This window comes from Inhella gelatinilytica (assembly GCF_016093295.1).
GTDB lineage: Bacteria > Pseudomonadota > Gammaproteobacteria > Burkholderiales > Burkholderiaceae_C > Inhella > Inhella gelatinilytica.
This window is the reverse complement of the sequence record NZ_JAEDAL010000002.1, coordinates 336,963-352,066: the sequence shown is the minus strand read 5'-3', so window position 1 is coordinate 352,066 and position 15,104 is coordinate 336,963. Positions and strand designations below refer to the sequence as shown.

The following is a 15,104-nucleotide window of genomic DNA, read 5'->3' as shown; positions in this document are numbered from 1 at the left end:
ACGCTGAGATCCCCGCAGTGATCACAGTGCGTAGTACATGTCGAACTCCACCGGGTGGGTGGCCATGCGGAAGCGCGTGACCTCCTGCATCTTCAAGTCAATGTAGGCATCGATGTAGGCATCGGTGAACACGCCGCCCTTGGTCAGGAAGGCGCGGTCTTTGTCCAGGTACTCCAGTGCTTGATCCAGGCTGTGACACACGGTCGGGATCTTTGCGTCCTCTTCCGGCGGCAGGTGGTACAGGTCCTTAGTCGCGGCTTCGCCGGGATGGATCTTGTTTTCAACGCCATCCAAGCCGGCCATCAGCAGCGCGGCAAAGCACAGGTAGGGGTTGGCACTGGGGTCCGGGAAACGGGCCTCGACGCGGCGACCCTTGGGGTTGGCCACATACGGAATGCGGATCGACGCCGAGCGGTTCTTGGCGGAATAGGCCAGCTTCACCGGAGCTTCGAAACCAGGCACCAGACGCTTGTAGCTGTTGGTGCCGGGGTTGGTGATGGCGTTCAGCGCACGGGCGTGCTTGATGATGCCGCCGATGTAGTACAGGGCGAAGTCGCTCAGACCGGCGTAGCCGTCACCGGCGAACAGGTTCTTGCCGTCCTTCCAAACGGACTGGTGCACGTGCATGCCGCTGCCGTTGTCGCCGACCAGGGGCTTGGGCATGAACGTGGCCGTCTTGCCGTAGGCATGCGCAACGTTTTGGATGATGTATTTCTGGAGCTGGGTCCAGTCCGCGCGCTGCACCAGCGAGCTGAACTTGGTGCCGATTTCCATCTGACCGGCGTTCGCTACCTCGTGGTGGTGAACCTCGACGGGAATGCCCATCTGCTCCAGGATCAAGCACATCTCCGAGCGCATGTCTTGGCCGGAATCGACCGGCGGCACCGGGAAGTAACCGCCCTTGACCGTCGGACGGTAGCCGCTGTTGCCGTGCTCGTACTCTTTGGACGAGTTCCAGGCGCCTTCTTCCGATTCAATCTTGAAGAACGAGCCGGACATTTCATTGCCCCAGCGCACGCTGTCGAAGATGAAGAACTCGGGTTCGGGGCCGAAGAACGCGGTGTCCCCCAGGCCGGAGGCCTTCAGGTAGGCCTCGGCGCGCTTGGCCAGCGACCGCGGATCGCGCTCGTACGCCTTGCCGTCCGCCGGATCGATGACGTCGCAGGTCAAGATCAGCGTCGGCTCTTCAAAGAAGGGGTCGATATTGGCTGTGTTGGGATCGGGCATCAGCAGCATGTCGCTGGCTTCAATGCCCTTCCAGCCCGCGATCGACGAACCGTCGAAGGCGTGACCACTGCTGAACTTGTCCTCATCAAACGCAGAAACCGGCACAGAAACGTGCTGCTCCTTGCCCCGGGTGTCGGTGAAACGGAAGTCAACAAACTTGACCTCGTTCTCTTTCACCATCTTCATCACATCGGCAACGGTCTTGGTGGCCATCCAAACTCTCCAGTGGGTACGGCGGTTGTGTCATGCAAGCCGGCAGGCTTGCGGCATTTCTCTCCATGCAGCGATCGTGCCAATCTGCAGCCCTGGGGAAAACGACGATTATGGGCAGACTGGGCCGCACTGCCCAGGGGCAGCGAACAACCTATCGCACCAAGTCGGTGCAAATGGTTGCACCAAATTGGATCAAACCCTGGCGCAATGCGGTGTAGGCCGCGTCCAACTGCTGACCATCGCGCCCCGCTTTGACGCCCAACTCAATGCAGCGCCCCCATTCGGGGTGGTCCACACTCGGCAGGCTGAAGACTTTCACTGGGGCGAATGCGGCCTCCACGGCCTCCATCAGCGGGGTCAGTTGCGCCTCCATGGCGTCTTGCACGATGCACGATCGCTCGCGCAGCGAGACAGGCTTGGGTCGCCAGCCATACACGGTGTCCAGCACCCAAGCCATCATGGGGTGGGCCATCACCGGAAACCCGGGAACAAAGTGCAACCGCCCCATGGAGAACCCGGCCACCCGGTTGTAGGGGTTGGGAATCACCGTGGCGCCCTCGGGGAACACGCCCATCTCCAGGCGCCGCTGCATGTCCGGATGATCATCGGCCACCACCGATTCGCCCCGCTCCTGGGCCATTTCCGCAGCTCGCTGGCGGATCAGCGCTTGAGCCTCGAAGTGCGGCCGAAGGGGCCGTCCCAACGCCAAGGCCGCGGCTTGCCGCGTGTGGTCGTCTGGCGTGGCCCCAATCCCACCGCAGCAAAAAACCACATCGCCACTGGCAGCGGCGGCGCGCAGGGCCGCCGCTTGCTGGCTCCGGTCATCGCGAACATAGCGGGCCCAATCCAACTCCAGGCCTCGCTCGGCCAAGAGCTCAATGAGCTTGGGCCCGTGCGCGTCCTGGCGCTTACCGGAGAGCAATTCATCGCCAAAAACAATCAAGCCAATGCGCATTCAAATCTCCACAGGCGCGGCCCGCAACTGCTGCAAAGCGGCCAAGCCAAAGTGCGCAAACCACAGAGCCGCAAACGCGAAAACCAGCATGTAAAGCCAGATGGCGAACGGCAGCAGCAGAGGCGCCAACACGATCGACAACATGCCGAAGGCAAACACGAGGGCCGGTGCCGCCCCCAAAAAGCCGCACACCACCCCCATGCCCCACAGGACCCAACGGTGTTGCCGCATCAGCAGGCCGCGCTCCTCGGCACTGGCATGATCCGCCAACACGTCGTACGCAAACACGCGGTAGGTCAACCAGCCCCAAATCAAGGGCGGCGCGACCAGAGCGACTGGGGGCAGGAGCCAAAACGGCATGGACAGCAGCAACAGCGCCAGCGCCAGCACCGTTGCCCCCAGTGAACCCCAGACGCCCAGCCAGAATTGCCCGCCCTGGCGACGTTCCAGGCCCGCAAAGCGGCGCTCGGCCACCAAACGCGTCAGGGCCGGCGTCATCAAGGCCGCGACCAAGACGATGGAAAGTCCCATCACCAACGGCAGCGCCAACGCGAGGGTGATCACCGGCGCGATCACGCTGCGCCAATCACTCGCGCCCCAGCGCTCAACCCAGCGCAGCGCCGCATCCACCAAGTGCCAGTCCTCGAGCAACGCCCGCACCGCCGTCACCGCGGACTCCCAAAAAAACCATCCCAAAACCAGGGTGCTGGCCGCCGCCAAAGCCAGCGGCAACAACGACCAGCCCATCACCCGCGGATGCAGGCAATACGCCGCAGCGCGCCAGGCGGAGTCCAAGGCCAAGGCACTGGCGTGGGGCCGTCGTACCGGAACAGGGTTGTGCATCACATCCTCAACGCGCGCCAAAGGCGCCGCAAACCAAGCCATTGCTGGGCCATCAAGCCCGCACCGTAGTCTCGTCCACCCCATTCTGGGAGTTGATCCCGAATGCCGGTGGCGGGGTAGGCCGAGTCGAAGCGGGCCGTACCGAACCCTTGGTCCCACCACGGCAGCAGCACCCCGAAGTTGTGCCCCCCCAGTGTGCCCGGACCGTCCGACTCATGTCCCACCCCAATGGCGTGATGCAGGCGATGGAACCGAGGGCTGACCCAAAATCGCTCAAGGAATCCAAAGTGCAGTCGCAGGTTGGCGTGTTGCAGGCTTTCAAAGGTCTGCGTGACCAGGGTCAGCGCCATGAACTGGGCCGGCTCTGTCCCGAGCACCAGACCCGCTCCGGCAAAAAGCGCCGCCCCGAGGAAATCGTCCAAGAAATGATTGCGGTTGTCGGCCCAGCGGCCCATCTGTCGCTGGCTGTGGTGCACAGCATGCAAGGCCCACCACCAGCCCCACGCATGTTGCGCCCGGTGAATCCAATAGCCCAAGAAATCAAAAACCACCAGGTACAGCGCAAAGGCAATGCAGGGGCGATCCGTGACCCCCGGAACCCATCCTTCCAAATGCCAGGGCTGCCACCCCCACAGGCGGGCTTGGGCCGCCACGGCGTCCACCACCGGATCCAGCGTAAAGAACAGCAGCAACCTGAAGAGCCCGAGTCGCTGAATCAGGGTGTAAACCCAGTCAATCCGAACGGCACGCGCATCGGCCCAGTGCTCAACGGGGCGCCAGCGCTCCAACGCGCCCAGCCCCAGCGCAATGAGCACCAACTGCAACGCCCCAGCCAACAGCCAGACCGTTCCGTTGTACGCCTCAGCGGCCACCGAGGCGGCCCCCAGGGTCTGCAACAGCGGAAGCACCACGGCCTGGAATATCGCCGCCGCTCCGTGGTCGAACGCCTCCAGCAATCGGTCCATCAGCGCCTCAAAACGGTGCGGTATTGCGGGTGATCGCGCAAGGCCGCAAAACAAAACCCCCGGGCCTTGAGGCCCCTGATCAACGGCTCTAGGGCCTCCGGCAGCAAGGGGGGCTGGCGGCTCCAGATGCCCAGGTGCGCCAACACAATGTCCCCGGGTTTCATCCGTTCGATCGCCTGGCGCAGCAACTCCGCGTTCGTCGCACGACTGGAGGCCCAGTCGTCTCCCAGCGCGCGAGTCCACGGCACGTGGGTCCAGCCACACCCTGCCGCCTGGTGCAGCAGGCGCGGCGAGGTCAGCCCCCACGGCGCACGAAAAACGGGGGCGAGGGGCTGACCGGTGTGGGCCCGGAATCGATCCGCCACACGCTGCAGATCCGTGCAGTAGCCGGCTCCATCCCAAGTGGCCCATCGCGGCGCTTGGACGCCGGCCTGAAGGCGAAAACGCATGGCGCCGTTGGGCAGGTCACGCTCCCAAATGGCATGCTCCCACGTGTGCGAGCCAAAGTCGTGTCGGCCTTGCTGAGCCAGGCGTCGCCAGAACGGCATCCAGTGCTCGTCCAGACTGTGTCCGCCCGTTTGCGTGGGCTCTGCCGCCAAGAAAAACGTGGCCGGCACCTCATGCCGATCCAAAACCGCCACCACCGCTTCGGCGATTCCCATGTGACCCGTGTCAAAACTTAGATAAATCGGTCGGTCGCACCCAGCCACGGCCGCGGTGCCGGCTGTGCTCACGAGCAGCGCCGCAGCACGGGCCCTCATCGGCGCGGCAGGTGGTCCAAGGTCCAGACCCCGTGCGGTGATCGCCCCACTTTGATTTGGGCCACCACCTTGCGCTCCTGACGGTCAATCACGCTCAATCGCCCCGCCCAGCGGGACGTCACCAGCAAGGTTCGCCCATCCGTCAGCAAGTCCATGTCGTCGGGGCCATCCGGTGCGGGGTAGGTCTCTACGAGGGTCCAATTCTTGAGATCCAGCTTGGAGATCGTGTTCCCAGCCCGATTGCTGACCAACACATGCTGGCCGTCGCCCAGGGACCGGAACGAGTGGGCCCCCTCGCCCGTATCGAAGTGACCGGCCAGCTTGGGCGGCTCGCCCCCACGCAACTGCCAAATTTGAACGGAACGTGCGCCGGTTAGCGCCACCAACAGGTGGCGTTCGTCCGGCGTCAGGTAGATATCCGCCGGTGTTTTACCAACGGGTACTTTCCATAGGACCGACTGCGAGGCCAGGTCAACGGCCAACAACTCATCGCTGTCCTGCATCGACGCATACAGCGTTCGGCTGGCGTTATCAATGAACAAATGGCTGGGTGTGCGGCCGCTGGGGATGCGCTTCACGAGTTCAAAGGGCTGCTCGGCGTGAACGCCCTTCCAGCGGTAGAGGTCCACATGGTTCAGTCGGTTGGCCGCGGTGACAAACCACTTCATGTCCGGCGAAAACCGCAGGTGATAGGGATCCGCGATGCCCGAAACCACCCGCTGGACCTGAGCGGTGCGGGGGTCGATGAAGGTCAGGGAATCTGCCCGCGCGTTGGCCACGATGAGACTGGTCTCATCGGGTGTCAGGTAGAGGTGGTGGGGCTCTTTCCCCACCGGGATGCGGGTGCGCTCCCGCCAGGGATCACGGTCGATCACCGAGACGGAGGCGCTCAGGGAATTCAGCACAAAAACGGGCGGTTTGGCGTCCTGCGCCCGCCCGCCCCCGGCAGCCAGCACGGCCGCCCACAAAACCAACTGAAATTTCATGGTCACGCAGCCCACCTGATGCGCAGGCCGCCACCTTCCCTCGTTACTCGTCGTCGCCGCCCAGCACGCCACCCAAAAGGCCGCCGGCGCCGAACCCACCCAGTACCGAGCCTTCTTCGCGGCTGCCCCCCATTTGCGGAGCCGCAGCGAAGATCCGCGAGGCCAGGCGCGAGAACGGCAAACTTTGCAGCCAGACCTCGCCTGGCCCGGTCAGCTTGGCAAAGAACAAGCCCTCGCCCCCGAACAGGGCCGTCTTGATCTTGCCCACGTACTGAATTTCAAAGTTCACATTGGGCGTGTGGGCCACCAAACAGCCCGTGTCAACCAGCAAGGTCTGCCCGGGTTGCAGCGTGCGCTTCACAACCGTTCCCCCGGAATGGACGAAGGCCAGACCATCGCCCTCCAGTTTCTGCATGATGAAACCCTCGCCGCCAAAGAAGCCGACCGAGAGTTTTTGCTGAAAGTGAATGCCAATCTGAACCCCCCGCGCCGCGCACAGGAAGCTGTCTTTCTGACAGATCACCATGCCGCCCATTTGTTTGAGGTCCATGGCAATGATCTTGCCCGGGTAGGGTGCTGCAAAGGCCACGCGCTGCTTGCCCGCGCCGTTGTTGGTGTACACCGTGGTGAACAGCGACTCACCGGTGATCAATCGTTTTCCCGCCCCAAGCAGCTTGCCGAAAAAGCCGCCCTGGTTCTGGCGACCATCGCCAAACACGGCATCCATGCCAATCGCGGCGTCCATGAACATCAAGGAACCGGCTTCGCCGATGGCGGCCTCGCCGGGGTCGAGTTCGACCTCGACGAATTGCATTTCAGCGCCCTTGATTTCGTAATCAACAACGTCCATCGACATGGGAATCTCCGCAGAAAAACTAAAGCGGCGGCGATGTTAACGGGCCCTTCAAGCCCCTGCGGGCAGTGGCAGCCGCACCTCGAAACACGTTCCCTGGCCGAGCTGGCTGCGCACGGCGATCTGTCCGCCGTGCTTCTCGACGATTTTGCGCACGATGTCCAGACCCAAACCGCTGCCCTCTCCCACGGGTTTGGTGGTGAAAAACGGCTCGAAGATGTGGGGCAGCACCTCGGGCGCAATGCCTGCCCCCGTGTCGATGAAGGCAACCATCGCCTGATCGCCGTCGCGAACCACGCGCACGGTCAATCGCCCCTTGAAGGCCATGGCCTGCAGTGCGTTGTGTATCAGGTTGGTCCACACCTGGCCCAGCTCATCAGGCCAACACATCAGTGGGGGCAACTCCCCATACTCCCGGCGCAAGTCGACGCCCCGCTTGAACTGCCCCGAGTAAATGGTGAGCACGGTTTCAAGGTTGGCCACCAGATCTGTGGCCACCGCCGCCTGCCCGTGCTCCATGCGCGAGTAGGACTTCAGGGCAAAAACGATCTTCCCAACCCGCTCAACCGCCGCATTGATGTGGTCGGCATTACGCGCCAGCGTCACCAGGTCGAGCGCCGCAGCCAGCACCGCCGTGGATTGCTCGTGCGTGAGCAGCGGTAAGAAGCGCTCGAACTGATCGTGAATCTGTAGGTGCACCAACTGCGCCGCACGCCCTTGATCGGCGACCAAACCCACCTGCTCCAGGGCCTGGCGCGTGCTGCGAATGCGCTCGCGCTCCTCCCGGCTGCTCAGCAAGCCCGAGGTCGCTCGCGCCACTTCCACCAGACGCTGGAACAACAAGGTCTGCGGGGCGTCCAACCAGGTCAACACCAAGGGCAACTGCGTCAAAACCTGCTGCAAGGCCTGCACGATGTTGGCGCCACTGGCTTTGACGGCCCCCAAGGGCGTGTTGATTTCATGCGCCACCCCCGCCACCAACTGCCCCAAGGCGGCCAGCTTTTCTGACTGAATCAAGTGGGCCTGGGTCTGCCCCAGGTCCTTGAGTGCGGTGGCGGCTTGCTCGCGGGCCGCCTCGGCCGCCGCATAGGCCGCGGCGTTGGCCAGCGCGATCGCCGCATAGGGGGCGGTGGAGCGCAAGATCTCAATTTCCCGCTGCCCAAACGCCTCCAAGCGGTAGCTCTGGATGCAAATGACCCCGATGCGACGGCCATTGGCCACCAAAGGGCGCAGCAGAGACGAACGAATCGGCCGGCGTTCCAGCCCCGGGAGCTGCGGCGCCGCACTGGCCTCGGTCTCGTGAAACAGCAGCAATTCGTCTTCTGCCAAAAAAGCGCGCACGGTCAGCCAGCGCGTGTCGCTCAGCGGCAGGCGGGTGGGCGTGGCGACCTCCCCCCCTTCGGCGTAGTGGATGTACTCCAGCGCATCCCCCTCCGGCACCAGCAGGGCCACACCATAGGCATCCAGGTCCATCATCTGGCCCAGGAAGTGGCCCAGCTTCACACACACCGCCTGTAGATCCAAAAAGGTCGTGAGCTCCAGCCCCATCTGCCCCATTTGCTGCAAGGTCTTGGCCGAAGCGGCCAAGGCCAAGTTGGCTTCCGACAGCGCCTGCGTTCGCGCCTCCACCAAGTCCTGCAAGTGGTCACGGTGAGATGCCAACTCTTGTTCGATTTTTTCCTTCTGCGCCAGGTGGTCCGCCAAGCCTTGCTGCAGCTGATTCACGCCGGCAACCAATTGCCCCAGCTCATCGGCGCGCTCGGCGCGGTCGAGTTTCAATGCGATGTGCAGCCGATCGGGGCCCAGGCTGACCAAGTGCTGCGCGATGCGGGTGACGTGGTCGGTGACTTCGCGGCGAAAGAGCAGCAACAAAAACGCGGCGAGCAGGAGCGTTTGCGTAAGCTGGGTGATCAAGATATCCAGCGCATCCCCCTGCAAACGGCTCCAGAGCGTGCGCTCGTCCCCGAGCAACTGCAACACACCGACGCGGGTGCTGGGGCCTTGGGCATTGGGCTGATAGTTCAGGGCCACCGTTCGATGGGGGGCCAGCGTCGAGCGCTGCCACCCGGGGCGCTCCAACTGCAGCACGTTTTCCCGACTGCGGGCTCCGGGATCGTCCAACTGCAGTCGCACTGCCCCCACGCCATCCACCCGAAGTGCCCCCTGCAAGTGGGCCATCAACGACTCGCGGTCGATCTCCCAGATAGCCTTGGTCAACGTGGGTTGATAGGCCACTTCAATCAGCGTGAGCTCGGCCTCCATGGCCCGCAACTGGTTGTGCCACGCCATCCAGGTTCGAATGCCCGCCGCGACCAAGGAGAACAACAGCCCGAACACCAAAATCCAGATTGCTAGGCGCACCGCCAGCCGTTGCGGCCAGCGCAACCGCTCATCGGCCGGTCGGGCGATGCGGCGCGCCAACCACCGGGGGCCTCGGTTGGGGCGGGCGCTCACGGCATGGGGGCCACGCAGACCCGATTGCGACCCAAGGCTTTGGCCTGGTACATCGCGCCATCCGCTCGCCCCAGCAGCACATGGATCTCTTCGCCCGATGCGTGTTGGGTGACGCCCAGGCTCGCGGTCACTGGGCCACTGGCCGTCACGATGTCCGCTTCAATGCGTGCACGCAGCTTGTCGGCCAACACCTGCGCCCCCTCCAGCGAGGTGTCCCGGCACACCAGCAAGAACTCCTCGCCGCCCCAGCGCCCGGCCACATCCAATTCGCGCACGCAGGCGGTCAAGACCCTCGCCACATCGATCAGGACTTGATCGCCGGCGCCATGGCCCAGGCCATCGTTGATGCGCTTGAAGTGGTCAATGTCCAGCAGGATGACGGAAAACGGATGATCAAACCGTCGGGCCCGGGCGGCCTCCTCCCGCAGCACGCGATCCAGCGCATGGCGATTGGAAAGCCCCGTCAGGCGATCGGTGTGAGCCAGGCGCTCCAGTTCAACGTTTTTTTCCTGGAGCTGCGCCGTGCGGGCACTCACCTCGGCCTCCAGGCGCTCGTTGGCGCTGCGAAGCACTTCGTTTTGGTGTTCGATCTGCCGCGCTTGGGCATAGGCCAGCAACGCTGTCTGCGTGGTCAGCACCAAGTCATCGCCCTCAAACGGCTTTTCGATGAAGCGATACAAACCGGCTTCGTTGATGCAGCGCTTCACCCCGCTGAGGTCACTCTGCCCCGTCAGCAAGACCTTGATCATGGCCGGATCGCTGCGATGCAGGCGAACCAGCAGCTCATCCCCCCGCATGCCGGGCATGAGGAAGTCGCTGATCACCAAGGCAATGGGCGTGCGCCGGGCCGTGTAGTCTTCCCACACCTCCAGCGCTTCGGCCCCGGATTCGGCAATCTCGATCCAGTGCCCCTCACCCAAACGGCTCACCAAGAGCGCGCGCAGGGACTGTAGCAAGGTGGCGTCATCGTCGACGCACAGCACAACCGACTCCACCGCGCCTCCCTGTTGTATTTGGCACCCTGTGTTTTGGTCGACTCTAGCAGTGGGTTGGGACTTTCCAGAATTGGGAAGACCCCGGGGCCCTGCACAACAGCGCAAGTCCGCCGGGGCCCCGCCCCAACAAGCCTCGGGGGCTTTAGCCCATGTGCAAACCGCCGTTGCAGGAAAAGTCGGCCCCAGTGGTGAAGCCGCTGTCCTCGCCCGCCAGCCAGCCCACGATGGAGCCGATTTCCTCGGGTGTCCCCAATCGCTTCACAGGAATGGTGGCCACGATCTTGTCCAGGACTTCCGGCTTGATGGCGCGCACCATGTCGGTGCCGATGTAGCCTGGGCTGACGGTGTTCACCGTCACACCCTTGCTGGCCAACTCCTGCGCCAGCGCCATGGTGAAGCCGTGCATACCGGCCTTGGCTGCCGAATAATTGGTTTGCCCCGCTTGACCCTTTTCGCCGTTCACCGAACTGATCTGGATGATGCGACCCCAGCCTTTTTCCACCATGCCCGGAACCACCTGCTTGGTGACGTTGAACATGGAATTGAGGTTGGTATCGATCACCGCCTTCCAGTCGTCGGGCGACATCTTGAGGAACATGCGGTCGCGGGTGATGCCCGCGTTGTTGACCAGCACGTCAATCGTGCCGTGCTCTTCCATAGCCTTGGTGAACGCTTGCACCGTGGACTCCCAGTCCGCCACATTGCCGGCCGAGGCGTAAAACGTGAAGCCCTCCGCCTTTTGCTCTTCGATCCACTTTTGGTGGTCGCGGCTGGGGCCACAACCGGCGATCACCTTGAACCCCATGGCATGCAGCTTGCGACAAATGGCCGTCCCAATGCCCCCCATGCCCCCGGTGACATACGCAACTTTTTGACTCATAACGTTCTCCAACTAAAACCCGTGAACTGTGCCGTCCGAAACCTACACCCAAATGACAGGGCGATGCCCCCGGATCCTCCCGCAGGTCGCGATCAGGCGGGTTGCTTGACGTAGCGCCCTGGCGCGGGCTCCAGGGCTGGGTAGGCCTTGCTGCCCACCTGTCGGGGTGCCGTTTTCAGGGCACCGCCTTGCTCGGCCAACCACGCCGACCAGTTCCGCCACCAACTGCCGGGCACTTCAGTGGCGGTCGCCAGCCACTGCGGGGCCTGAGCCGGGAACGACGCTTCCGCGTTCACCCAATGGCTGCGCTTGTTTTTTGCTGCGGGGTTGATCACCCCTGCGATGTGACCGCTGGCGCCCAGCACGAAACGAACCGATCGCGAAGGTCCGCCGCGCAACAACTGCGTGCTGGCGTAAGCCGCCTCCCAGGGCACGATGTGGTCCTCCCGGCTGCCATAGATATACACCGGGCAGTCGATACGGCCCAGGTCCACCGGCTCGCCGCAAACGGTCAGACGGCCGGGGACCTTCAGTTCGTTTTGCAAATAGGTGTGGCGCAAGTACCAGCAATACAGCGGCCCACTCATGTTGGTGCTGTCGCCATTCCAGTACAGCAAGTCGAAGGCCGGCGGGGCCTCCCCCTTGAGGTAATTGCTGACCACATAGTTCCACACCAAGTCATTGGGGCGCAGGAAACTGAAGGTCTGGGCCAGCTCAGCCCCTTTGAGCAGAGCCGGCCCTTTGGGGGCGGAGGCGCCAATCGTCGCTTCCCGAAGCCGCACCGAAGCCTCATCCACAAAGATGTCCAGCACCCCGGTGTGCTCGAAGTCCAGCAAGGTGGTGAGCAAGGTCAAGCTGGCCGCCGGGTGTTCGCCCCGGGCAGCCAGAACCGCCAGGGCCGTCGCCAGGATCGTGCCCCCCACGCAAAAGCCAAGCGTGTTGACCTGTTGGGCTTTGGTGATGGCGCGCACCACCGACAGGGCCTGGATGGGCGCGTTCTCAATCAGGTCGTCCCAAGTCCAGTGGGCGCAGCTGGCATCGGGATTGCGCCAGCTGACCACAAAGGTGCGGTGCCCGTTCTCCACTGCGTAACGGATCAGCGAGTTTTCGGGCTGCAAATCCAAGATGTAGAACTTGTTGATGCACGGTGGGACGATCAGAAACGGGCGCTCGTGCACCTTCGGAGTGAGCGGGGCGTACTCAATGAGCTGAAAGAAGTCGTTTTCGTACACCACGCTGCCGACACTGGTCGCCACATTGCGCCCCACCTCAAAGGCGCTGTCATCGGTCTGCGAGAGCTTGCCCTTGCGCACATCCGCCCACAGCAATTGCAACCCCTTGGCGATGCTCTGCCCCTGGGTATCCAGGGCCAGTCGTTGAGCCTCGGGATTGAGGGCCAAGTAATTGCTGGGCGCAGCCGCGTCCACCATTTGCTGGACGGCGAACTGAATCCGCGCCTTGGTCTTGGCATCCCCCTCGAGCGCATCCGCCATTTCAGACATCGTGCGTGCGTTCAGCAGGTACAACTGCGCCAGGAACTGCGCGCCAGCATCCTCGGACCATGCCGCATTGGCAAAGCGGCGGTCTCCCAATTTCGGGGCCGCCTCACCCTGCGCCTGCAAGCTGTGGTTCCACAACGCGGTGGCCTGCTCCAGGTAACTTTGCTGCAAGCGGGCCCAGGCTTCAGCCGGCAACTGAATGTTGCGCCAAGCCTCCAATGGGGCGGCAAACGATTCGAAGTCAGGAAAGGGGAAATGGGCATTCATGGCTGCGGACAATCGTCGGGCCCCGACTCGACGGGGCGGGGATTCAATCAATGTACCTTGTCCTGTTCGCGTGGCTGTTTGTGACGGTCTTGATGGCCTTGGCCGAAGCCACATCACCCCAAGGGTCGATCGTGGGTGCCGTCGTGACCCTGGTGGGCTACGGTTTGCTGCCCTGCGCCCTGCTGGCCTACCTCCTGGGTACCCCAGGGCGCAAGCGACGTCTACGTGAGGCGGATGAACGCGCCGAAGCGGCCACTCACGGCGCCGTCCCGCCGGAACGAAAAGAAACGTGACGCGTCACTGACGGTGCAACGCGGCTCGGCCTGAAGGGCTTGAACGCCCAGCGCCGTCAATCGCTCTGTGGCCAGCGCCTGCAGGTCCGCACGCCAGCGGGGGCTGCCATCTGCACCGGCTTGGAATCGAAAGCCCGATCGCTCCTGCCCCGGCGCGCCGCCAAACGCCCGCAGCACGGGCTCCCCGACCTCGAAGGCCTCGGGGCCGATACACGGACCGAGCCAGGCCTGAAGCTGGCAAGCCGGAACGGCCTGACGCAAAGCTCGGGCCGTGTTTTCCAGCACGCCGGCCGCCAAGCCGCGCCAGCCGGCGTGAGAAGCCGCCACGGCCCTGGCCCGCCCTTGTGCATCACGGGCCACCCACAACACCGGCAAGCAGTCGGCCACCAGAATCGCCAACCACGGACCCGCCGCCGTGCACCACTGCGCATCGGCGCTCTCACCGCCGCCCGCCGCCTGCACGACCTCGGCCCCGTGAACCTGATCCAAATACAGGGGCTGCCCCCCCAGCGCGCGGGCCACGCGCGCCCGGTTCTCTTGCACGGCCTCGGGTCGATCCCCCACATGGGCGCCGAGATTCAAGCTCGCCCAGCCGCCTTCGCTCACCCCTCCGGCGCGAGTCGTGTATCCGGCCAGGACGCCAGCCCCCAGCGGGACAGGCGTCAGCAGCGTGGCCTCACTCGGCATCGGGGACCTGGCTGGGGTGCGTCTGGGCAAAAGCCGGCAGTGCCATACAGGCTTCAAACACCGCCAGGACCGCGCTCAGGTGGTCGATCCGAGCCGCAAAGCGCTGGGCGTTGAACACCTGGGGCACCAGCACGCAGTCGGCCATGCCGGGGGTATCCCCCAAACAGAAGCGCCCACTGCGCCCCTCCGTACGCAAGCGCTCTTCCACCACGGCCAGCCCGGCTTCGACCCAGTGCCGGTACCACGCGTTCTTGGCCTCCTCGTCCACAGCCAACTCCGCCTTCAAATACTTCAGCACCCGCAAGTTGTTCAACGGGTGAATTTCGCAGGCGATGTCCAAGGCCAAGGAGCGCACGTAGGCCCGCTCAAATGGGTCTTGCGGCAGCAGCGCGGGCGTGGGGTGTGCCTCCTCCAAGTACTCCAGGATGGCCAGGGACTGGGTGATGCGCTCGGAGCCCACCCACAGCGCAGGCAACAAATGGGCCGCCCCCAACTGCGCGTGTGTCAGTTGTTCACCCCGGACCAGGTGAACACCGTGGTACTGACAAGGCAGGTTTTTGAGGGCCAACGCAATGCGCACCCGCCAACTGGCGGAGGAACGGAAGTAGGAGTAGAGGTTCAGGTCCATGGGTGACAGCATGGCACACTCGACCGCATGCTTTCGCTTCGCCGCTACCGTCACTGCGCCGCCTGCGGGGCCCTGGTTCAGTACCGAGTCCCCACCGAGGACAACCGGGAACGCGCCATCTGTGTCGACTGCGGCCAAATTCATTACGAAAACCCCACCAACGTGGTGGGCACGTTGCCGCTGGCCCCGGACGGGCGGGTGCTGCTGTGCCGTCGCGCCATCGAACCGCAGCGGGGACTCTGGACCTTGCCCGCCGGCTTCATGGAACTGGGGGAATCGGTGGCGGAAGGGGCGCTGCGCGAAACCCTGGAAGAAGCCGGTGCACGCGTGGCATTGGACGGCCTGCTCAGTGTGCTGAGTGTGCCGCGCATTGGGCAAGTGCACTTGTTCTTCCGCGCGCGCTTGTTGGATCTGGATTTCGCTCCCGGCCCAGAATCTCTGGACGTGGCGCTGTTCGCCTGGGACCAACTGCCGTGGGACACGCTGGCCTTTCGCACCGTTCGCAAGACGTTGGAGCATCAGCAAGGTGGGGGGGCCGCTCTGCTGATTGACACCCTATAGGCCCTCCCCTCGCGCCCGCTTCAAACGCATAGCATCC

General features: G+C 63.9%; 15 protein-coding genes. 2 read left to right on the top strand and 13 right to left on the bottom strand.

All coding sequences use genetic code 11. The annotated features are described in order from the left end of the window. Window positions 1-21: 21 nt before the first annotated feature. The 11 genes from glnA to phaC form a co-directional block, all read right to left on the bottom strand. Complete coding sequence (gene glnA / locus I7X43_RS06540; RefSeq protein ID WP_198100112.1) at window positions 22-1,440, bottom strand: type I glutamate--ammonia ligase; 1,419 nt, start codon at window positions 1,438-1,440, stop codon at window positions 22-24. A 151-nt stretch (window positions 1,441-1,591) separates the two neighbouring features. Then, window positions 1,592-2,395, bottom strand: coding sequence for a competence/damage-inducible protein A (locus tag I7X43_RS06535; RefSeq protein WP_198100111.1), 804 nt, complete (start codon window positions 2,393-2,395; stop codon window positions 1,592-1,594). Beyond that, the gene (locus I7X43_RS06530; RefSeq protein WP_198100110.1) at window positions 2,396-3,238 is read right to left on the bottom strand and encodes an EI24 domain-containing protein; all 843 of its coding nucleotides are present in this window, start codon (window positions 3,236-3,238) and stop codon (window positions 2,396-2,398) included. It lies immediately after the preceding gene. Continuing rightward, complete coding sequence (locus tag I7X43_RS06525) at window positions 3,238-4,206, bottom strand: sterol desaturase family protein (RefSeq protein ID WP_375140387.1); 969 nt, start codon at window positions 4,204-4,206, stop codon at window positions 3,238-3,240. Before I7X43_RS06525 ends, I7X43_RS06530 begins: the two co-directional genes overlap by 1 nt. Then, entirely contained in the window at window positions 4,203-4,964 is a 762-nt protein-coding gene (locus I7X43_RS06520) for a polysaccharide deacetylase family protein (RefSeq protein WP_198100108.1), read from the bottom strand. The genes I7X43_RS06525 and I7X43_RS06520 overlap by 4 nt, the downstream gene beginning before the upstream one ends. Next, the gene (locus I7X43_RS06515) at window positions 4,961-5,950 is read right to left on the bottom strand and encodes a YncE family protein (protein ID WP_198100376.1); all 990 of its coding nucleotides are present in this window, start codon (window positions 5,948-5,950) and stop codon (window positions 4,961-4,963) included. Before I7X43_RS06515 ends, I7X43_RS06520 begins: the two co-directional genes overlap by 4 nt. Before the next feature lie 43 nt (window positions 5,951-5,993). After that, a complete protein-coding gene (locus I7X43_RS06510; RefSeq protein WP_198100107.1) occupies window positions 5,994-6,806 on the bottom strand; it encodes a TIGR00266 family protein in 813 nt (270 codons plus the stop codon). 48 nt (window positions 6,807-6,854) lie between these two features. Continuing rightward, window positions 6,855-9,257: a sensor histidine kinase gene (locus I7X43_RS06505; protein ID WP_198100106.1), complete on the bottom strand. Its 2,403-nt coding sequence runs from the start codon at window positions 9,255-9,257 to the stop codon at window positions 6,855-6,857. Beyond that, complete coding sequence (locus I7X43_RS06500; RefSeq protein WP_198100105.1) at window positions 9,254-10,240, bottom strand: GGDEF domain-containing response regulator; 987 nt, start codon at window positions 10,238-10,240, stop codon at window positions 9,254-9,256. Before I7X43_RS06500 ends, I7X43_RS06505 begins: the two co-directional genes overlap by 4 nt. 154 nt (window positions 10,241-10,394) lie before the next feature. After that, on the bottom strand, window positions 10,395-11,132 hold the full coding sequence (gene phbB / locus I7X43_RS06495) for an acetoacetyl-CoA reductase (RefSeq protein WP_198100104.1): 738 nt from the start codon (window positions 11,130-11,132) through the stop codon (window positions 10,395-10,397). Between the two features lie 92 nt (window positions 11,133-11,224). Next, a complete protein-coding gene (gene phaC / locus I7X43_RS06490; protein WP_246480219.1) occupies window positions 11,225-12,898 on the bottom strand; it encodes a class I poly(R)-hydroxyalkanoic acid synthase in 1,674 nt (557 codons plus the stop codon). A 50-nt stretch (window positions 12,899-12,948) separates the two neighbouring features. Here phaC and I7X43_RS06485 point away from each other — a divergent pair, with 50 nt between their 5' ends. Then, the gene (locus I7X43_RS06485) at window positions 12,949-13,191 is read left to right on the top strand and encodes a hypothetical protein (protein WP_198100400.1); all 243 of its coding nucleotides are present in this window, start codon (window positions 12,949-12,951) and stop codon (window positions 13,189-13,191) included. Here the strand turns inward: I7X43_RS06485 and I7X43_RS06480 are convergent. Beyond that, the gene (locus tag I7X43_RS06480) at window positions 13,120-13,878 is read right to left on the bottom strand and encodes a purine nucleoside phosphorylase YfiH/LACC1 family protein (RefSeq protein WP_198100102.1); all 759 of its coding nucleotides are present in this window, start codon (window positions 13,876-13,878) and stop codon (window positions 13,120-13,122) included. The two genes, I7X43_RS06485 and I7X43_RS06480, sit on opposite strands and share 72 nt — an antisense overlap. Further along, window positions 13,868-14,518, bottom strand: coding sequence for a maleylacetoacetate isomerase (gene maiA / locus I7X43_RS06475; protein WP_246480218.1), 651 nt, complete (start codon window positions 14,516-14,518; stop codon window positions 13,868-13,870). Before maiA ends, I7X43_RS06480 begins: the two co-directional genes overlap by 11 nt. 15 nt (window positions 14,519-14,533) lie before the next feature. Between maiA and I7X43_RS06470 the strand changes: the two genes are divergently transcribed. After that, window positions 14,534-15,067: an NUDIX hydrolase gene (locus I7X43_RS06470; RefSeq protein WP_198100101.1), complete on the top strand. Its 534-nt coding sequence runs from the start codon at window positions 14,534-14,536 to the stop codon at window positions 15,065-15,067. Window positions 15,068-15,104: the final 37 nt, after the last annotated feature.